This is a genomic window from Rhizobium sp. NLR10b, assembly GCF_019685435.1.
GTDB lineage: Bacteria > Pseudomonadota > Alphaproteobacteria > Rhizobiales > Rhizobiaceae > Rhizobium.
Genome location: NZ_JABDWV010000011.1, coordinates 13,582 through 33,765 on the forward strand (window position 1 = coordinate 13,582; position 20,184 = coordinate 33,765).

15 protein-coding genes are annotated in these 20,184 nt (G+C 62.6%); 12 read left to right on the top strand and 3 right to left on the bottom strand.

The annotated features are described in order from the left end of the window. The first annotated feature begins 4 nt into the window (after positions 1 to 4). The 9 genes from HJB91_RS18710 (at position 5) to HJB91_RS18750 (ending at position 12,794) form a co-directional block, all read left to right on the top strand. Positions 5 to 1,495 (top strand): carnitine 3-dehydrogenase, encoded by a 1,491-nt coding sequence (locus HJB91_RS18710; RefSeq protein WP_210633420.1) that lies wholly within the window; start codon positions 5 to 7, stop codon positions 1,493 to 1,495. A 10-nt stretch (positions 1,496 to 1,505) separates the two neighbouring features. Next, positions 1,506 to 2,666, top strand: a complete 1,161-nt coding sequence (locus tag HJB91_RS18715) for an acyl-CoA dehydrogenase family protein (RefSeq protein ID WP_210633421.1) — start codon at positions 1,506 to 1,508, stop codon at positions 2,664 to 2,666. Positions 2,667 to 2,670: 4 nt separating this feature from the next. Next, positions 2,671 to 4,725 carry an acetate--CoA ligase family protein gene (locus tag HJB91_RS18720; RefSeq protein ID WP_221155692.1) on the top strand — a complete coding sequence of 685 codons (2,055 nt, stop codon included), beginning with the start codon at positions 2,671 to 2,673 and terminating at the stop codon, positions 4,723 to 4,725. Between the two features lie 6 nt (positions 4,726 to 4,731). Continuing rightward, positions 4,732 to 5,514: a carnitinyl-CoA dehydratase gene (locus tag HJB91_RS18725; protein WP_221155693.1), complete on the top strand. Its 783-nt coding sequence runs from the start codon at positions 4,732 to 4,734 to the stop codon at positions 5,512 to 5,514. 116 nt (positions 5,515 to 5,630) lie between these two features. Beyond that, positions 5,631 to 7,220, top strand: a complete 1,590-nt coding sequence (locus HJB91_RS18730; RefSeq protein ID WP_221155694.1) for an ABC transporter substrate-binding protein — start codon at positions 5,631 to 5,633, stop codon at positions 7,218 to 7,220. A gap of 94 nt (positions 7,221 to 7,314) precedes the next feature. Then, the gene (locus tag HJB91_RS18735) at positions 7,315 to 8,322 is read left to right on the top strand and encodes an ABC transporter permease (RefSeq protein ID WP_221155695.1); all 1,008 of its coding nucleotides are present in this window, start codon (positions 7,315 to 7,317) and stop codon (positions 8,320 to 8,322) included. Continuing rightward, positions 8,319 to 9,146 (top strand): ABC transporter permease, encoded by an 828-nt coding sequence (locus HJB91_RS18740; protein WP_210633426.1) that lies wholly within the window; start codon positions 8,319 to 8,321, stop codon positions 9,144 to 9,146. The genes HJB91_RS18735 and HJB91_RS18740 overlap by 4 nt, the downstream gene beginning before the upstream one ends. Then, complete coding sequence (locus HJB91_RS18745; RefSeq protein WP_210633427.1) at positions 9,139 to 10,770, top strand: ABC transporter ATP-binding protein; 1,632 nt, start codon at positions 9,139 to 9,141, stop codon at positions 10,768 to 10,770. Before HJB91_RS18740 ends, HJB91_RS18745 begins: the two co-directional genes overlap by 8 nt. A 20-nt stretch (positions 10,771 to 10,790) precedes the next feature. Beyond that, positions 10,791 to 12,794 carry a CocE/NonD family hydrolase gene (locus tag HJB91_RS18750; RefSeq protein WP_221155696.1) on the top strand — a complete coding sequence of 668 codons (2,004 nt, stop codon included), beginning with the start codon at positions 10,791 to 10,793 and terminating at the stop codon, positions 12,792 to 12,794. A 274-nt stretch (positions 12,795 to 13,068) separates the two neighbouring features. Here HJB91_RS18750 and HJB91_RS18755 read toward each other — a convergent pair whose 3' ends face one another. Next, entirely contained in the window at positions 13,069 to 13,980 is a 912-nt protein-coding gene (locus HJB91_RS18755; protein ID WP_210633429.1) for an alpha/beta hydrolase, read from the bottom strand. A gap of 261 nt (positions 13,981 to 14,241) precedes the next feature. On the opposite strand from HJB91_RS18755, the gene HJB91_RS18760 reads away from it, so the two are divergent. Both HJB91_RS18760 and HJB91_RS18765 read left to right on the top strand, forming a co-directional pair. Then, positions 14,242 to 14,766: an RNA polymerase sigma factor gene (locus tag HJB91_RS18760; RefSeq protein ID WP_210633430.1), complete on the top strand. Its 525-nt coding sequence runs from the start codon at positions 14,242 to 14,244 to the stop codon at positions 14,764 to 14,766. After that, positions 14,763 to 16,898 (top strand): VWA domain-containing protein, encoded by a 2,136-nt coding sequence (locus tag HJB91_RS18765; protein WP_221155697.1) that lies wholly within the window; start codon positions 14,763 to 14,765, stop codon positions 16,896 to 16,898. Before HJB91_RS18760 ends, HJB91_RS18765 begins: the two co-directional genes overlap by 4 nt. Positions 16,899 to 16,955: 57 nt before the next feature. Here HJB91_RS18765 and HJB91_RS18770 read toward each other — a convergent pair whose 3' ends face one another. Continuing rightward, positions 16,956 to 17,882, bottom strand: coding sequence for an SMP-30/gluconolactonase/LRE family protein (locus tag HJB91_RS18770; protein ID WP_221155698.1), 927 nt, complete (start codon positions 17,880 to 17,882; stop codon positions 16,956 to 16,958). A 179-nt stretch (positions 17,883 to 18,061) separates the two neighbouring features. On the opposite strand from HJB91_RS18770, the gene HJB91_RS18775 reads away from it, so the two are divergent. Next, positions 18,062 to 19,132, top strand: coding sequence for a LacI family DNA-binding transcriptional regulator (locus HJB91_RS18775; protein ID WP_210633433.1), 1,071 nt, complete (start codon positions 18,062 to 18,064; stop codon positions 19,130 to 19,132). A gap of 12 nt (positions 19,133 to 19,144) precedes the next feature. On the opposite strand, the gene HJB91_RS18780 is transcribed toward HJB91_RS18775, so the two are convergent. Continuing rightward, positions 19,145 to 20,176, bottom strand: coding sequence for an L-idonate 5-dehydrogenase (locus HJB91_RS18780; protein WP_221147262.1), 1,032 nt, complete (start codon positions 20,174 to 20,176; stop codon positions 19,145 to 19,147). Positions 20,177 to 20,184: the final 8 nt, after the last annotated feature.

The following is a 20,184-nucleotide window of genomic DNA, read 5'->3' on the forward strand; positions in this document are numbered from 1 at the left end:
TATCATGACCAAGATCAGCAAGGCGGCCTGTATCGGCGGCGGCGTCATCGGCGGCGGATGGATTGCCCGTTTCCTGCTCGCCGGCATCGACGTCGATGTGTTCGATCCGCACCCGGAGGCGGGCCGCGTCGTCGGCGAAGTGATTGCCAACGCCGAAAAGGCCTATGCCATGCTGACCGGCGCGCCGCTGCCGCCGCGCGGCAGGCTGACCTTTTGCGGGACGCTCGAGGAAGCCGTTGCCGATGCCGACTGGATTCAGGAAAGCGTGCCGGAAAGGCTCGACCTCAAACGCGGCGTGTTGACGCAAATCGACGCCGCGGCGCGTCCCGACGCATTGATCGGCTCTTCTACCTCTGGACTGTTGCCGACCGATCTGCAGCGCGACATGAAACATCCCGAACGTCTCTTCGTCGCCCATCCCTACAACCCGGTCTATCTGTTGCCGCTCGTCGAAATCGTCGGCGGCGAGAAGACTTCCGGGGCGACCATCCAGGCGGCGATGGACAGACTGCCGCCGATCGGCATGAAGGGCGTCCACATCGCCAAGGAGATCGAGGCCTTTGTCGGCGACCGGCTGCTGGAAGCTCTCTGGCGCGAGGCCTTGTGGCTCATCCATGACGATATCTGCACCGTCGAGACGCTCGACGACGTTATCCGCTATTCCTTCGGCCTGCGTTGGGCGCAGATGGGCCTGTTCCAGACTTACCGCATCGCCGGCGGCGAGGCCGGCATGCGGCATTTCCTGGCGCAGTTCGGCCCTTGCCTTGCCTGGCCCTGGACCAAGCTCACCGATGTCGTCGATCTCGACGATGCGCTGATCGAAAAGATCGGCCGGCAATCCGACGAGCAGGCCGCCGGCCTTTCGATTCGCGAGCTCGAACGCATCCGCGACGAAAACCTCGTCGGCATCCTCCAGGCTCTCAAGGGGGGCCACGGCGGCCGGGGATGGGGCGCCGGCAAGCTGCTGAAGGATTTCGAGCAGTCGCTCTGGGCGCGGGGCGGCAGCGCGGCCGCGTCCTTCGATCCTTCGAAGCCGCTGCGGCTTGTCGAAACGAAGGTAAGCCCTGCCTGGGTCGACTATAACGGCCACATGACCGAGCACCGCTATCTGCAGGTTTTCGGTGACACCTCGGACGCCCTGTTGCGTCTCGTCGGCGTCGACCTTGGCTATGTCGAGGCAGGCCACAGCTACTATACGGTGGAAAGCCATATCCGCCATCTCGGCGAGGCAAAACTCGGGCAGGCGATCCATTCGACCTGCCAGGTGCTGGCCGCCGATGACAAGCGGCTGCATGTCTTCCACACTCTCTACGACACGGCGTCGGGCGAGGCTCTCGCGACCGCCGAGCACATGCTGCTGCATGTCGACAGCAAGGCAGGCAGGGCCGTGCCGGCGCCGGCCGCTGTGCTCGACAAGATCAAGGCGATCGCCGCGGCACATTCGGAATTGACGCTGCCCGAAGGCGCCGGTCGTCACGTCGGCCAGAGGCGATAGGAGGAGCGGCATGGATTTCGGTCTCAGCGAAGAACAGGAAATGATCGCCGACACGGTTCGCGCCTTTGTCGAAACCGAAATCTACCCGCATGAAAACGAGGTGGAGCGCAGCGGCATCGTCCCGCCGGAACTCGGGCGCGAGATCCAGCGCAAATGCATCGAACTCGGCTTCTACGCCTGCAATTTCCCCGAAGAGGTCGGTGGCGCCGGCCTCGATCACGTCACCTTCACGCTGGTCGAGCGGGAGCTCGGGCGTGGCTCCCTCGGGCTGACGGTTTTCTTCGGCCGACCGTCCGGCATCCTGATGGCCTGCGAGGGCGAACAGCGCGAGCGTTACCTGCTGCCGGCGGTGCGCGGCGAGAAGATCGATGCGCTTGCCATCACCGAGCCGGATGCCGGTTCCGACATGCGCGGCATGAAATGCGCCGCCCGCCGCGATGGCGGCGATTTCGTATTGAACGGCACGAAGCATTTCATCTCGCATGCCGACGTCGCCGATTTCGTCATCGTCTTTGCCGCGACCGGCGAGGAGGAAACGCCGAAAGGCATCAAGAAGAAGATCACCGCCTTTCTGGTGGATCGCGGTACGCCGGGCTTTCAAATCCTCAAAGGCTACGATTCCGTTTCGCATCGCGGCTATCACAACTCGACGCTCAGCTTCGAAGATTGCCGCATTCCTGAAGCCCAGGTGCTGGGCGAGGTGCATCGCGGCTTCGATATCGCCAATCAGTGGCTTTACGGCACCCGGCTGACGGTCGCCGCCACCTGCGTCGGTCGGGCGCGCCGCGTCTTCGAAATGGCCTTGCCCTATGCCGCCGAGCGCAAGCAGTTCGGCAAGCCGATCGGCGCCAATCAGGGCGTGTCGTTCAAGCTTGCCGATATGATCACCGAGATCGACGCGGCCGACTGGCTGACGCTTGCGGCCGCCTGGCGGCTCGACGCCGGCCTTGCCGCCGACCGGCAGATCGCTTCGGCCAAGCTCTATGCCTCCGAAATGCTTGCCCACGTGACGGATGAGGCGATCCAGATCTATGGCGGCATGGGCCTGATGGACGACCTGCCGCTTGCCCGTTTCTGGCGCGACGCACGCGTCGAGCGCATCTGGGACGGCACCTCCGAGATCCAGCGGCACATCATCAGCCGCGACCTGCTCCGGCCTTTGGGAGCATGAGCCGATGACATCTCGCCCGCTTGACCGCCTGCTCAGACCGCAAACGATCGCCGTCTTCGGCGGCCGCGAGGCGCGCAGGGTGATCGAGCAATGCGACCGCATGGGCTTTTCAGGCGCGATCTGGCCCGTCCATCCCAAACTCGACGAGGTGCTTGGACGGCGGTGTTACCGCTCCGTATCCGATCTGCCTTCTGCCCCGGACGCCACTTTCGTCGGCGTCAACAGGACGCTCACCGTCGAGATCGTGCGCAGCCTTTCGCGGGCGGGCGCCGGTGGAGCGGTCTGTTATGCATCGGGCTTCAGCGAGGCGACGGCGGAACTTGCCGACGGCGCCGAACTGCAGCAAGCCCTTTTGGAGGCGGCGGGCGACATGCCGATTCTCGGGCCGAACTGCTACGGGCTGATCAACAGTCTCGACGGCGCCCTGTTATGGCCCGACCAGCACGGCATGAAGCGCATCGAATGCGGCGTCGCGATCCTCACACAGTCATCCAATATCGCCCTCAACCTCACCATGCAGGCCCGCGGCCTGCCGATCGCCTATATGGTGACGGCAGGCAACCAGGCGCAGACATCGCTTGCCGATATCGCCTGCGCACTGATGGAGGATCGGCGCGTCACGGCGGTCGGCCTTCATGTGGAAGGTTTCGGCGACCTCTCGGCCCTCGAGCGCCTTGCCGCCATCGCCCGCCGGTCGAAGAAGCCGGTCGTCTTGCTGAAGGTGGGCAGGTCCGAGCAGGCTAAAAAGGCGGCCGTGTCGCACACCGCCTCGCTTGCCGGCAGCGATGGCGTGGCGGATGCCGTGCTCGCCCGCCTCGGCATCGGCCGTGTCCAGAGCCTGCCGGCGCTCATCGAAACCCTGAAGCTGCTGCATGTCGCAGGCCCTCTGCCAAGCCATTCGATCTCATCCATGAGCTGCTCCGGTGGCGAGGCTTCGCTGATGGCGGATGCCGCCGTCGGCCGCAGGATAGAATTCCCACCCCTGCAGCCGCAGCAATTGCCGCGTCTGCGACAGGTTCTCGGCGAGATGGTGGCGCTTTCCAATCCGCTCGACTACCATACCTTCGTCTGGGGCGATTTCGAACGCCAGACCGAAGCCTTCAGCGCCATGTTCGACGGCGGCTATGCCCTCAATCTCGTCGTCCTTGATTTTCCGCGCGGGGACCGCTGCGATGCGGCCGAATGGGCGACGACGGCGGACGCGGTTATCGCCGCGGCCTCTGCCACCGGTGCGCTGGCCGGCCTTCTGGCGACCCTTCCCGAGAACATGCCCGAGTCGATCGCCGATCGGCTGATGGCGAATGGTATCGTCGCCTTCTCCGGCATCGACGAAGCTATCATAGCAGCGGAAGTCGCCGCCGGTATTGGCAAGGTCTGGGATCGCCCGCCTCCCCTGCCGCTGCTCGACGTGCCGCCCATGGACGGCGAAATCGAGACGCTGACGGAAGCCGATGCGAAGACGGAACTTGCTGCCTGCGGCCTTCCTGTTCCCCGGGGGCTGCAGGCTTTTTCTCCCCGTGAAGCCGCCGAGCAGGCCGAGCGGCTCGGTTTTCCCGTCGTGCTGAAGGGTCTCGGCATTGCGCACAAGACCGAGGCCGGCGCCGTCGTACTCAACCTCAAAGATTCAGAGGCGGTGTCGAATGCGGCGGCGGCGATGCCGCCGAATGGCGGTTATCTCGTCGAGAAGATGATTGATCCGCCGGTCGCCGAGCTCATTGTCGGCGCCAGCCGCGACCCGGTCTTCGGATTGTCGCTGACATTGGGAGCGGGCGGAATCTTCGTCGAACTGCTCGAAGATTCCGTCATCCTGCCGCTTCCGGCGACGAAAGCCGATATTTGTGCGGCGATTTCATGCCTTAAAATCGCAAAGTTGATCCATGGCTATCGCGGACGCCGGCGCGGCGATATTGAAGCCACTATAGACGCCGTCGCAGCTACGGCAGAATATGTCGTAAAGAATGCGGTGCGCCTGGAGGAACTGGACCTTAATCCCCTGATGGTTCTTCCCGAGGGGCGCGGTGTTGTTGCAGTCGATGCTCTCATACGGCGAAGGAGGTAGCATAGTTTGAGCGACCACATTCGTACACGACGTGACGGCGCAGTACTGGAAGTCGTCATCGACCGGCCGAAGGCGAACGCCATCGACCTGGCGACCAGCCGCGTCATGGGATTGATTTTCCGGGATTTTCGCGACGACCCTGAATTGCGCGTCGCCATCGTCACGGGTGCGGGCGAGAAATTTTTCTGCGCCGGATGGGATTTGAGGGCCGCCGCCGCTGGTGACGCGGTCGACGGTGACTATGGGGTGGGCGGTTTCGGCGGGCTGCAGGAGCTGCGTGACCTCAACAAGCCTGTCATTTGTGCAGTCAACGGCATCTGTTGCGGCGGCGGGCTGGAGATCGCGCTTTCGACCGATCTGATCATCGCCGCCGAGCATGCGACCTTCGCCCTGCCGGAAATCCGTTCGGGCACGGTCGCCGATGCCGCTTCGATCAAACTGCCGAAGCGCATCCCCTATCACATCGCCATGGACATGCTTTTGACGGGACGCTGGCTCGATGTTCACGAGGCGCATCGCTGGGGTTTCGTCAACGAGGTTCTACCGGCCGACCGGCTGATGGAAAGAGCCTGGGAGCTTGCCCGGTTGCTCGAAAGCGGGCCGCCGCTCGTCTATGCGGCGATCAAGGAAATCGTGCGCGAAGCGGAAGGTTCGACGTTCCAGACTGCCATGAACAAAATCACCAAGCGGCAGTTTGCGACAGTCGACCGGCTCTATTCGAGCGAAGACCAATTGGAAGGCGTGCGGGCGTTCGCCGAGAAGCGAAGCCCCATTTGGAAAGGACGATAAGAAGGCGGCAACAACCGCAATGTTTTCCCGCATGATGCGGGCACCGGAGGTGGAGAGGAAACCGCCTGCGATCCTGCCCGGAAGTTCTGTCAACGCACCAAAGAAGGAACTGGGGAATGAACGACTATACGAAATATCTCGCAAGCCGCGTCACCGCAGGCGGGCTCAGCCGCCGCGAATTCATCGGACGCGCCATGGCGGCCGGCATCACACTTGCCGTCGCCGACAAGCTCTTCACCGAAAGCGCCGAAGCCGCCGAACCGAAGCGCGGCGGCCACCTGAAGCTCGGCCTCGAAGGCGGTGCCGCCACCGATTCCAAGGACCCGGCGAAATTCCTGTCGCAGTTCATGTTCTGCGTCGGCCGCTGCTGGGGCGACATGCTGGTCGAATCCGACCCGCTGACGGGTGCCGCCGTGCCGGCGCTCGCCGAATCCTGGGAGCCCTCGAAGGACGCGGTGACCTGGACCTTCAAGATCCGCAAGGGCGTCAAGTTCCATAATGGCAAGGAACTGACGATCGACGACGTCGTCGCGACGCTGAATCGCCACACCGACAAAAAGTCGGAGTCCGGCGCGCTCGGCGTCCTCGGCTCGATCAAAGAGATCAAGGCGGACGGCGGCAATCTCGTGCTGACGCTCAGCGAAGGCAATGCCGACATGCCGCTGCTGCTGTCGGACTACCATCTGGTCATTCAGCCGAACGGCGGCGTCGACGATCCGCTTGCCTCGATCGGCACCGGCCCATACAAGCTGACGAGCTTCGAGCCCGGTGTGCGCGCCACCTTCGAAAAGAACAAGGACGACTGGCGCTCCGACCGGGGTTACGTCGATTCCATCGAAATCATCGGCATGAACGACGCCACCGCCCGTATCGCCGCGCTCTCGTCCGGACAGGTGCACTACATCAACCGTGTCGACCCGAAGACAGTCAACCTGTTGAAGCGCGCACCCAACGTCGAGATTCTCTCGACCGCCGGCCGCGGCCATTACGTCTTTATCATGCATTGCGACAAGGCGCCGTTCGACAATAACGACCTGCGCCTGGCGCTCAAATATGCCATGGACCGCGAAACCATGGTGCAGAAGATCCTCGGCGGTTACGGCAAGGTGGGCAACGATTTCCCGATCAACAGCACCTATGCGCTCTTCCCCGAGGGCATCGAGCAGCGCACCTACGATCCCGACAAGGCTGCCTTCCACTACAAGAAGTCAGGCCATAGCGGCTCGGTTCTCCTGCGCACCTCCGAAGTTGCCTTCCCGGGCGCCGTCGATGCGGCTGTCCTTTACCAGGAAAGCTGCAAGAAGGCCGGCATCGACATCGAGGTGAAGCGCGAACCGGGTGACGGCTACTGGACCAACGTCTGGAACGTCCAGCCTTTCTCGACCTCCTATTGGGGCGGGCGGCCGACACAGGATCAGATGTATTCCACCGCCTATCTCTCGACGGCGGACTGGAACGACACCAAGTTCAAGCGCCCCGACTTCGACAAGCTGCTGCTGCAGGCGCGCGCCGAGCTTGATGAAGCCAAGCGCAAGGACATGTATCGCACCATGGCAATGATGGTGCGCGACGAAGGCGGCGTGATCCTGCCGATGTTCAACGACTTCGTGAACGCCTCCACCAAGCAGGTGAAGGGTTATGTCCACGACATCGGCAACGACATGTCGAACGGCTACGTCGCAACGCGCGTCTGGCTGGACGCCTAGCGGCAAAGGCACACGCCCTCTCGATCTTCAACGAAGCCGGGACCGTGGGAAAAAACCCGCGGTCCTCCCGACGTTTCAGCGCTAGGTCTTCACCATGACCAATCCTGCCCAAAGCAATATCCTGCCCGGCCTCCGGTTCCGGCAGCGTTTTCCGCTGCTGGCCCTCATCCTCGAGCGCTTCGTGCTCAGCATCGTCCTGCTTTTTGCCGTCTCCATCCTGATTTTCGGCGGTTTGGAGGCTCTGCCCGGCGATTTTGCCACCACCTATCTCGGTCAGTCGGCGACGCCGCAGGCCGTCGCCAATATCCGTCAGGATCTCGGCCTCGATCGCCCGGTGACGACGCGCTACGTCGAATGGCTCGGCAGTGCCGTTCAGGGCGACTTCGGCACCTCCTGGGCCAGCAAGAACTCGGTGAGCGAGCAGATCGGCAAGCGCTTGGGAAATTCGCTCTTCCTGGCGGGTTTCGCGGCGGTCATATCGGTGCCGCTTGCCGTCGGCCTCGGCATGGTGTCGGTGCATTTCCGCAACCGGATGCCCGACAAGATCATCAACGTCATCTCGCTGGCGGCGATTTCGCTGCCGGAATTCTTCATCGGCTACCTGCTGATCCTCTTCTTCGCGGTGAAGTTCGGCATGGCGACCTTTCCGGCGACGGTCTATGACAGCATGGCTTTTTCTGAGCGATTGAAGGCGATCGCGCTTCCAACGGCGACCCTGGTGCTCGTCGTGCTGGCTCACATGATGCGCATGACGCGGGCGGCGATCCTCTCGGTCATGTCGTCGGCCTATATGGAGACCGCCGAACTGAAGGGCCTCAGCGCCTTCCGCTCGATCGTTAAGCATGCCGCTCCCAATGCGCTGGCGCCGATCATCAATGTCGTCGCGTTGAACCTCGCCTATCTCGTAGTCGGCGTCGTCGTCGTCGAGGTCGTCTTCGTCTATCCCGGCATGGGGCAATACATGGTCGATGCGGTGACGGTGCGCGATATGCCCGTCGTGCAGGCCTGCGGCCTGATCTTCGCCGCGGTTTACATCTTTCTCAACATGACGGCCGATATCCTCGCGATCATCGCCAATCCCCGGCTGAGGCATCCACGATGAGATTGAGAGACATCCCCATCACCGCCTGGATCGGCATGATCGGCATCGCCATCGCCTTCATTTTCGCCCTCTTCGCACCCTGGATCGCACCCTATGGCGAGACCCAGGTCGTCGGCGACGTCTGGGCGCCTGCCGACGCGAATTACGTCTTCGGCCTCGACAATCTCGGCCGCGACATCCTCTCGCGCCTAATCTTCGGCGCGCGCACGACACTGCTGGTCGCGTCCGCCGCCACCATCATCTCCTTCTCGCTCGGCATCATCCTCAGCTTCACCGCCGCCGTTTCGCGTGGCCTCATCGACACCGTCCTCTCACGATTCAATGATCTGATGATGTCGATCCCGACGCTGATCTTCGCGCTCGTGGTGCTTGCGGTGCTGCCGCAGAATATGATCGTGCTGATCCTGGTCATGGCGGTCCTCGATTCCACCCGCGTCTATCGTCTCGGCCGCGCCGTGGCGCTCGATGTCGCGGTGATGGAATTCGTCGAGGCCGCCAAGCTGCGCGGCGAAGGCAAGCTCTGGATCATCTTCCGCGAGATCTTGCCGAATACGCTGTCGCCGCTTCTCGCCGAGTTCGGCCTGCGCTTCGCCTTCTCCATCCTGTTTCTTTCGACCCTGTCCTTCCTCGGCCTCGGCATTCAGCCGCCGGCGGCCGATTGGGGCGGCATGGTCAAGGACAACAAGGACGGTATCATCTTCGGCATATCGGCCGCGCTGGTGCCGGGTTCGGCGATCGCCGCCCTTGCCGTCTGCGTCAACCTTGTCGTCGACTGGCTCCTGAAACGCACATCCAGCCTCAAGGGAGGGCGCGGCGATGCCTGAGCTTCTTTCCGTCCGCAATCTGAAGATCGAAGCGACCAGCTATCCGCCCGGCGAACCGCCGAAGCGGGTGACGATCGTCGACGGCGTTTCCTTCGATCTCCAGAAGGGCAAGGTCCTCGGCCTGATCGGGGAATCGGGTGCCGGCAAATCGACGATCGGCCTCTCGGCGCTGGCCTACGGCCGCGGCGGCGCCGAAATCACCGGCGGCGAGGTGCGGCTCGTCGGCACCGACATTCTGGCGCTCGGCAAGAACGGCATCCGAAAAATTCGCGGCGCAAGGGTCTGCTACGTCGCGCAATCGGCCGCAGCCGCCTTCAATCCGGCGCACAGGCTCGGCGATCAGGTGATCGAGGCGTCGGTCAAACATGGGTTGATGAGCAAGGACGAGGCGCGCAAACGTGCGCTTTACCTGTTTCGTGTCCTCGGCCTGCCCAATCCGGAAAACTTCGGTGAACGTTTTCCCCATCAGGTCTCCGGCGGCCAGTTGCAGCGCGCGATGACGGCGATGGCGCTCTGCTCGAACCCCGAATTGATCGTATTCGACGAGCCGACGACGGCGCTGGACGTCACCACGCAGATCGACGTGCTGGCGGCGATCAAACATGCGATCGAGGAAACGCACACTGCCGCCCTCTACATCACCCACGATTTGGCCGTCGTCGCTCAGATCTCCGACGACATCATGGTGCTGCGTCATGGGAAACAGGTGGAATATGGCAGCGTCAAGCAGATCATCGAGGCGCCGCGGGAAGACTATACGCGTGCCCTCGTCAATGTCAGGCAGGCCTACCGCGACGAAGCCGCCGATCAGTCGTCAGCCCTTCTCAGGATAGAGAAGGTCAGCGCCGAATATTCCAACGGCTTCAAGGTGCTGCACGACATCTCGCTGCACGTGCCGAAGGGACAGACGCTTGCGGTCGTCGGCGAATCCGGCTCGGGCAAATCGTCCCTGGCGCGCGCCATTACCGGCCTTCTGCCGCCGAAGAGCGGGCGCATCCTCTTTGACGGCAAGCCGCTGATGCCCGATCTCAAGAGCCGGCCGAACGACGACCTCAGGCGCGTCCAGCTGATCTACCAGATGGCCGATACGGCGATGAACCCGCGCCAGACGGTGCGCGACATCATCGGCCGGCCTCTGACCTTCTATTATGGCCTGAGAGGCGCTGAGAAGACCGCCCGGGTGAAGGAATTGCTCGACCAGATCGAAATGGGCAACGGCTTCATCGATCGTTATCCGGCGGAGCTGTCCGGCGGCCAGAAGCAGCGCGTGGCGATCGCCAGAGCCCTAGCCGCCAAGCCCGAACTCATCCTCTGCGACGAGCCGACCTCGGCGCTCGATCCGCTGGTGGCCGAGGGTATCCTCAAGCTGCTGCTGCGCCTGCAGGAGGAAGAGCAGCTCTCTTATGTCTTCATCACCCACGATATCGCGATCGTCCGGGCGATCGCCGACAGCGTGGCGGTGATGCATCGTGGTAAGCTGGTACGGTTCGGCCCGAAATCTCAAGCGCTGTCGCCGCCTTTCGACGATTACACCGACCTGCTGTTGAAGTCGGTGCCGGAAATGGAAATCGGCTGGCTGGAACGAGTGCTTGCCACACGGCGCATGGAAAGCGCCGGCCACTGAATGTTAATGAAGGAGTGAGCATGGCCTCGCGCGGCTTCACCACCATCGAGAATGAGTGGATTGCCCTCAAGGATGGAACGCGGCTCGCCGCGCGCATCTGGATGCCAGACGGCGCGGCAGACGATCCCGTTCCCGCCGTCTTCGAATTCCTGCCCTATCGCAAGCGGGACGGAACCAGCCCCCGCGACGAGTCGACCTATCCGGTCTTCGCAGCCGCAGGCATTGCCGGCGTACGCGTCGACATCCGCGGATCGGGGGAATCGGATGGTGTCATAGATGGCGAATATACCGAGCGCGAGCTTGCCGATGCCTGCGAGCTGATCGCCTGGATTGCCGGGCAGCCTTGGTCGAACGGCGCGGTCGGGATGATGGGTATTTCATGGGGCGGCTTCAACAGCCTGCAGGTCGCGGCACTGCGTCCGCCGGCGCTCAAAGCCGTCATCTCGATCGCCTCGACCGTCGACCGCTACAATGACGACATTCACTACAAGAACGGTTGCCATCTCTCCGCCCAGCTTTCCTGGGCGGCGACCATGCTCGGCTATCAGTCGCGCCCGCCGGATCCTGCCCTTGTCGGCGAGCGGTGGAAGGAGATGTGGCTGGAACGCCTGGCCGGCGAGCCCTTCTTCATGGAGGAATGGCTAAGCCATCAACGGCGCGACGGTTTCTGGCGTCACGGCTCGATCTCGGAGGATTTTTCGAAGGTGGAGGTCCCGGCGCTGGTGATTGCCGGCTGGGCGGACGGTTACCGCAATACGCCTCTGATGGCGGTCGAAGGCCTCGGTGAAAAAGCAAAGGCACTGATCGGTCCCTGGGTCCACAAATATCCGCATTTCGCCTGGCCGAAGCCGCGCGTCGATTTTCATGGCGAAGCGATCGCCTGGTGGAACAAATGGTTGCGCGGCGAGGACAATGGCATCGACGGGCTGGCGCAGACCCGCGCCTATATTCTCGATGCGATCCGTCCTGCCGCACGCCGCGACAGCGATCCCGGGTTCTGGATCGCAAGGGATGTCTGGTCGCCACCGCACATGCAGTGTTTCTATGTCGAGCAATTCGGCCGGCTGACGGAGGGCATGCCGATCCCGCATGCGCCCGCGCATCCCGTCCATCTCCATTCTCCGCTCGACACCGGCACGGCATCAGGGGAATATTTCACGCTGAAGCCAGACGCCGAACTGGCGATCGATCAGCGCTCGGACGATGCCGGTTCGCTGGTCTTCGATACGATGCCGCTTGCCAACGATTGCGACTATCTCGGCCGGCCCGTGCTGACGCTTGCGCTGCGCGCTCATGCAAGGGGCGGCAATCTCTGCGCCCGCCTGATCGACGTCCATCCCGACGGCACGGCGACGCGTGTCGCCTTCGGCGTTCTCAATCTCACCCATCGCGACGGCAATGCGGATCCGAAACCGCTGGTGCCGGGCGAGACGGCGTCGATCCGGCTGGTGCTCGATGCCTGCGGTTACCGCTTCCGCAAGGGCCATCGCATCCGCCTTTCACTCTCCACCGCTTATTGGCCGATGATCCTGCCGCCGCCTGAAGACGAAGGGGTCGAGATCGATATCGCCTCGCTCGGCCTGGGTTTGCCGGTGATCGGCGACCATCGCCGGATCGACATCGAGGAACCGGCCAATCCCGATCCCTTGCCGAAATATATCGAGCACGCGGCCGCGGCGACGAAGCGGCAGGTCGTTCGCGACCTCTCGGCCAACCGGACGCAGTATCATATCCACGAGGATACCGGGCTCACCGAACATCCTGAGACCGGCCTGTCGACCCGGCAATTGCGGGAGGAGGTCTGGTCGATTGCACCGGATGATCCGCTGTCGATGACCGGCATGTCCACCTGGACCTGCGACATGCGCCGGCCTGGCTGGTTTGCCCGCACGGTCGCGACGGCGCGAATTGCCTGCACCGGGACCGAGTGGATCATCAGCGCCGTCGTCACGGCTTTTGAAGATGACGTGCAGATCTTCGAGAAGGTCTTTGCGGAGAAGCGGATCGCGCGCGACCTGATGTGATCGTTAGAGGCTTTCCGGGTTAGATTGCAGCATTCTGTTGGCTCAAACGGAGTCGGATGGTCGACCGGCCGGCGCGTGTCGTAGCCCGGCTCTACGGCCAAGCCGGCCGGTCGATCAGCCGGCCCGTTTCAGCCAACCCGAAGGGCCGGGCATCTTTCCGCCAGGATCAAAGGCGATCGGCTCGGACGTACCAAGGGGTATGCCCGTCGCCAATCGCCTTTGCCCTGACGAAAACCTGCTCCGGCAGAATGCTGCAATCTAACCCGGAAAGGCTCTAAGCCGTTGCAAAATGTCTGACGGCCTCGCAAACGGCGCGGAAGCCTTCTTGCGCACCATCGCTGATGTGGCGGGCGCGCAGCCATGCATGCACCATCTGCGGCTCCTCCCGGAACCAGACTTCGACGCCTTCGGCGGTGAGCCGGGCGGCATATTGCCGTCCGTCGTCCCGCAGCGGATCGAAATGGGCGACCGTGATGAAGGCTGGCGGCAGTCCGGCAACCGAGGATGCCTTTAACGGCTCGGCGATCTCGTTTCCATCAGGCGCCTGCAGGATATCGCGGTAATAGGCGACATCGGCCGTCGTCAGGCCGGGCGCCGCAGCCATTTCAACATAGGAACCGGCATCGAGGTCGCCGCCGAGCGCGGGGTAGATGAGGACTTGGCCGACAATTCCGGTTAGTTCTTCATCGCGCGCCCGCAAGGCAAGGCCGGCTGCAAGGTTGCCGCCGGCGCTGTCGCCGATCAGCACGACCTTGTTGCTGGCGGCAAGCAGATGTTTGAGCACCGCGAAACCGTCATCCGTCTGTGCCGGCCAGCGATATTCTGGGGCCAGCCGGTAATCGACGGAAACCAGTTCCGCGCCGGCAAAATCGGCGATCTCGGCGCAGATGGCGTGATGGCTTTCCAGCGAACCGACGACGAAGCCGCCGCCGTGAAGATAGAGCAGGATGGTGCGCGTGCTGATTTTCCGTGGCCGATAACGCCGGATCGGGATACGCTGGAGCATGCCGTCCGCAAAGATCATATCCGGGGGAGCCGAGCGGTCGAAGCGGGCGCAAAGAGCGTCGTACCAATGCCGCTGCTGCTCGACCGATGCCTGGACGGCATCCGGCGGATAGAAACTATCGCAAATCTCGAGAAACTGCAGAATGCCCTTTTCTGTGGGGGCAGGCGATGGAGCGGACATGCAGGGTCCTTTCGATTTGGGACATACAGATCATGTCCCTGGCCGACTCTGACCCCATCATGCGCCTTTGCCTCGAGGGTAATCTGTCTGACCGCGACCCAAGGATGTCGCGATGCTTGCTTATTTCGCCTTGGTTTCCAGGCTTTGCCGCTTTTCCTAAAAATCCGATAATTTTTTTATGGTCCACCCAAGGAAAGCCATTGGAGAAACGTCTCAATCCCGAAATAGCATCTTGGCTGATATCTTGGGGGTAGGTGCGCATTGGATGCGGAGCTCATAGAACGAGCGCAGGCGGGCGACCGGGAGGCCTTCGGGCAACTGGTCTCGCGCCATTATGATTTCGTCCACGCGACGGCGTGGCGATGGTCGGGCAGTGCCACCGACGCCGACGATATTGCACAGGAGGTCTGCGTCAAGCTCGGTGCGGCCATCCGCGGCTTTCGCGGCGCCAGCCGCTTCAGGACATGGCTCTATACGCTGACGCTCAATGCCGCCCGCGACCATAGGCGAAAGCTTGCGCGAGAAGAGTTGACATTCCGCGCTTATGCCGCCGAACCGCAACCGGCCGCGCCGGGCAGACATGATGACGAGCTGTCGAGCGAATTATGGACGGCCGTGCGTGCTTTGCCGGAACGGCAATGCGACGCCGTGCTGCTCGTCTATGGCGAAGGCCTCAGCCATTCGGCTGCCGCCGATGTTATGGGCTGCTCGGAGGCGACCGTGTCCTGGCAGGTGCACGAGGCGCGCAAGAGACTGAAGGCCATGCTCGGCAAGGAAGAGGTATGATGGACAAGGAACTCGAAAAGCTCTCCCGTCTCACAGCCCCGGCAGCCGATGCGGAAGCGCGCGCGCGCGCGCTTGCCGCGGCAATGCAGGCCTTCGACAGCGCGGAAAATAATGCGGCGGCAGCCCAAGGAAATGCGAAAGGCTGGCGTCCAAGCTCCATCATCAACTGGATATGGAGCCCTGCCATGAACAAGAAATTCCTCGCCGGTTCAGCTCTCGCGACGCTGCTCGTCATTCCCGCTGCCGGTTACCTCACGATCGAGCTGACCCGCAACGGATCGCCGATCGTCGACCAGACCGAGATCGCCAGCCACCTCGTGCAAAACAACATGCCGAAACCGGCCGAACCCGTCACGGCCGCGCCTCAGCTTTCCGAAGCCCCGACCGAAGAAAGCCGGCCGGCTCAACCGTCTGCCGTCAGCGGCGCCCAAGCCTTGCAGGACAAGGAGCTACAGACTGCAAAACCCGCGGCGGAGCGGCCCTCTGAATTCGATGCCGGCGAAATTGTGGCTCTCAAGAACAAGTCGGAGGATTCCGCCGCGGCACTCGAGATGGCCAAACGTGTTGCACCGGCCGCTCCTGGCATGGCCGCTCAGGGACAGTTGTTGGTCGAGCCGATGGGCGCCGTTGCCCCCTCGCCTGTTCCGCCAGCAGATGGGCGTGTGCAGATCCAGCTCGACCCCAGCCGCGAACGGTTTGCCAATGCCGCGGCAAATCCGATTAAGAGCGTGGCGACCGATCCGGTCTCGACCTTCTCCGCCGATGTCGACAGCGCCTCTTATTCCTTCGTCCGCCGGTCGTTGACGGGCGGGGCGATGCCCGATCCGCAATCGGTTCGCGTCGAGGAAATGATCAATTATTTCCCCTATGACTGGCCGCTTCCCAACAATGCCGATCAGCCTTTCAAGGCGACCGTGACGGTGATGCCGACGCCGTGGAATCACGACACGCAACTGATGCATGTGGCGATCAAGGGGTATGACATCGCGCCGGCGACCGCGCCGCATGCCAATCTGGTTTTCCTGATCGATGTCTCAGGCTCGATGGATGAACCGGACAAGCTGCCGCTCCTCAAGAGCGCTTTCCGGCTGCTGGTCAACAGGCTGAAGGCCGACGACACCGTCTCGATCGTCACCTATGCCGGCAATGCCGGGACGGTGCTGGAACCGACGCGGGTGGCGGAGAAATCGAAGATCCTCTCGGCGATCGACAGGCTGGAGGCTGGAGGCTCGACCGGCGGCGCCGAGGGCATCGAGGCGGCCTACGATCTCGCCAAACAGGCTTTCGTCAAGGACGGCGTCAATCGGGTGATGCTGGCGACGGACGGCGATTTCAATGTCGGCCCGTCGAGCGACGAGGATCTGAAGCACATCATCGAAGAAAAGCGCAAAGACGGCATCTTTCTCACCGTTCTCGGCTTCGGACGCGGTAATCTCAATGATTCCCTGATGCAGACGCTGGCGCAGAACGGCAATGGCAGCGCCGCCTATATCGACACCTTGGCGGAGGCGCAGAAGACGCTGGTCGAGGAAGCCAGGTCGACGCTGTTTCCGATCGCCAAGGATGTCAAGTTCCAGGTGGAGTTCAACCCGGAACGGATCGCCGAATACCGGCTGATCGGCTACGAGACCCGCGCCCTCAACCGCGAGGATTTCAACAATGACCGTGTTGATGCCGGCGATATCGGCTCCGGCCACAGCGTCACGGCGATCTACGAGATTACGCCCAAGGGAAGCCCTGCGGTCATGAATGACGACCTGCGGTATGGCGCAGCCGGTAAGGTGCCGGCCGACAAGGCGCCGGCCGAGGCAGCGGGCAGCGGGCATCAGGGCGAGCTTGCCTTCGTCAAGATGCGCTTCAAGCGGCCCGGCGAGGACAAGAGCGCGCTGATCACCACACCTGTCGGCGCCGGGAACGCGGTCGCCACCATCGACGCCGCGCCGCAGGATGTCCGTTTCTCGGTAGCCGTCGCCGCCTTCGGCCAAAAGCTGAGCCGCATCGCCGCCGTCGATGCCTATTCCTATCAGGCGATTGCCGACCTCGCTGCGGCATCGCGGGGGACGGATCCCTTCGGCTACAGATCGGATTTCCTCGGCCTCGTCAGGCTGGCTGGCAGCCTCAGCCAACGATGAGAGAAAAGCACCGCAAAGTAGAGGCCGCCTTGAAGGGCGGCCTCGCCTGTATGAGAGCTACCCGTGCCTCGACCCGTTGGCAGTGAGATAGACCGCGTAGAGAGAGGTTGTTGCGGTGATGAAGAGGCGGTTCAGTTTCTCGCCGCCGAAGGCGACGTTTGAGACGATCTCGGGAATATGGATCTTGCCGAGCAGGGTGCCATCCGGATCGTAAGCGTGCACGCCATCGGCGGCGCTCGTCCAGATCTTGCCCTTCCGGTCGACGCGAAAGCCGTCGAAAAAGCCTGAAGTGCATTGGGCGAAAATGCCGAGATCGGTCAGCTTTCCATTCTCTGATGCGGCGAGTTTTCGAATGTGACGCGGACCGCCCGCCAAGTGCGTTCCTCCCGTATCGGCGATGTAGAGCACTGTCTCATCCGGGGAGAAGGCCAGCCCGTTCGGCTTGACAAAATCGGACGCCACCCGCTCGGTCGCGCCTGTCGCCGGATCATGCCGGTAGACGTGGCATCCGCCGATTTCCTCTTCGCCGTAGTCACCCTCGTAATCGTGGAGGATGCCGTAGTTCGGGTCGGTGAACCAGACTGTGCCGTCGGATTTAACGGTGACGTCGTTGGGAGAATTGAGCCGGTTGCCGGCAATGCGATCGGCCAGGATGGTAATCCCGCCGTCGAAATCCGTCCGCGTGACCCGGCGCGTCAGATGCTCGCAGGTAACGAGCCGTCCTTGATTGTCGACGGTGTTGCCATTCGAATTGTTGCTGGGCGAGCGGAATACCGAGGTCTGCCCGCTGGTATCGTCGTAGCGCATCATGCGGTTGTTGGGGATATCCGAAAAAACCAGATAACGCCCGGCGGCGAACCAGACCGGTCCCTCCAGCCAGCGGCCGCCCGTCCAAAGCCGCTCGACGCGGACATGGCCGACGAAGCAGTTTTCAAAGCGCGGGTCGAGAACCTCAAAGCCCGTACCCTCGATTTCTCCGAACATGACGCTCCCTCCCAAATTGTTATCGATATCATGCTGCCTTGTTTTGCAGCCTTCGTACAGAGACCCGACGGACTGTGGAACGACTCATTCCTGCAATAATATCGATTGTGCGATGATAACGATAACTTTATCGTGTCCCGAGTTGCCCAACTCGGAAGCTGTTGTGAAAGCGGGACCCAGTGAAAAACGAGGATGAGCCAAAAGACAAGCGTCTCAAAGGAGGAGACGCCCAGAAGCTGACGATGGCTGAGGTCGCCAAATATGTCGGCGTATCGGCCATGACCGTTTCGCGCGCCTTTCGGCAGGATGCGAGTGTTTCCGAAGAGACGCGCAAGCGCATCATGGAAGCCGTCGATGCGCTCGGCTATGTGCTCGACCTTTCGGCCGGCAGTCTTTCCTCGCGGCGCAGCGGCTTCATCGCGGCGCTGGTGCCCTCCATCAACAATTCGAATTTCTCCGACACCGCCCGCGGCATTACCGATGCGCTGGAGAATACCGGTCTTCAGCTTCTTCTCGGCTACACCGACTATTCCGCCGAGAAGGAAGAAAAGCTGATCGAGGCGATGCTGCGCCGGCGCCCCGAAGGCGTCATCCTGACAGGCGGTTCGCACACCGACCGCGCCCGACGCATGCTTGATAAGGCCGGCATTCCGGTGGTGGAAACCTGGGAGCTTCCGGAGAAGCCGATCAACCATGTCGTCGGCTTTTCCAACAGCGAGGCGATGTCGCTGCTGGTGCGGACGCTGGCGAGCCAGGGCTATCGGAGGTTCGGCTATATCGGCGGAACGACGGCGCGCGATACGCGCGGCAGCCAGCGGCGAAGCGGTTTCCTGAAGACCGTCGAAGAACTGGGCCTGGGACCGGGCCGGGCGATTTCCTTCGGCGTGCCGCCGATCACCATGGAACAGGGCGGCCAGGCGATCATGAGCCTGCTGGAGCGCTGGCCGGACACGGAAGTGGTTCTTTGCGTTTCCGACCTTTCGGCCTTCGGCGCGATCATGGAATGCAAGCGCAGGGGAATGAGCGTGCCGGGTGATATCGCCATTGCCGGCTTCGGCGATTATGAGATCTCGTCGATCTGCCATCCCAGCATCACCACCATCAATGTCGACTGTTACGGCATCGGCCGTCAGGCCGCCGCCCGCCTGCTCGATGCCCTGCAGGGCATCGGCGAGGCGACCGGCGACGAGATTACATTGACGGGCTACAGGGTCGTTCTGCGCGAAAGCACTGATCGCAGCGCCTCATAGCTGGCGACAATATCAGAAGGCGATCTGCACCTTCATCGACTTGCTGCGGTCGCTGGCCAGTTCGAAGGCGGCGACAGCCTCTTCGATGGCAAAAACCCCTGTCAGCAGCGGCTTCAGATCGACACGGCGCGCATTGATCAATTCGACGGCGAGCCCGAACTCCTCGTGAAAGCGGAATGTGCCGCGCATCTCGATTTCCTTGGCAACGATCATGTTCTGCGGAATGGAGACATCGCCGCCAAGGCCGAGCTGCACGAGCACGGCACGGGGCTTCAGCACCTCAAGGCCGGCGCGCACGGCCCGCTCATTGCCAGACGCCTCGAACATGACGTCGAAATATCCCTTGTCGGCGCCATAAGCGGCAAGATCGGCGGCATGCGTGGAAACATTGATCGTGCGATCGGCGCCGCTGGTGCGGGCGATGGCCAGAACGCTGTCGGTCACATCGGTCGCGACGATTTCACGGGCGCCGAGAACGCGGGCGGCAACGATCGCCAGCATGCCGATGGGGCCGCAGCCGGTGACCAGCACCCGCTTGCCGAGCAGCGAACCGGCGCGGCTTGCCGCATGCAGCGTCACGGCAAAGGGTTCGGCGAAGGCAGCCTCATGAATGGAAATGCCGTCGGCGACCTTGTGGCATTGCCAGCGCTCCGCCACCAGCCGCTGGCGGAAGCCGCCCTGAATGTGCGGCATGGGCATGGCGCTGCCGTAGAACCGCATGTTCAGGCAGTGGTTCTGCTGTCCCTTCAAGCAATATTGGCAATGGCTGCACGGCCGGCTCGGGGAAACCGCAACGCGGTCTCCAACGGCAAGGTCGGTCACGCGGGCACCCAGCGCCTTGACGGTGCCGGCGATCTCGTGGCCGAGGATCATTGGTTCGCGCAGACGAACGGTGCCGAAGCCGCCATGATTGTAATAATGCAGGTCGGAGCCGCAAATGCCGCCGGCTTCGATTGATATCTCCACCTGCCCAGCTCCGGCAACCTCCGGCTCGCGCTCTTCGACCCTGAGATCCTTGGCGGCGTGAATGACGATGGCTTTCATACCGGGAT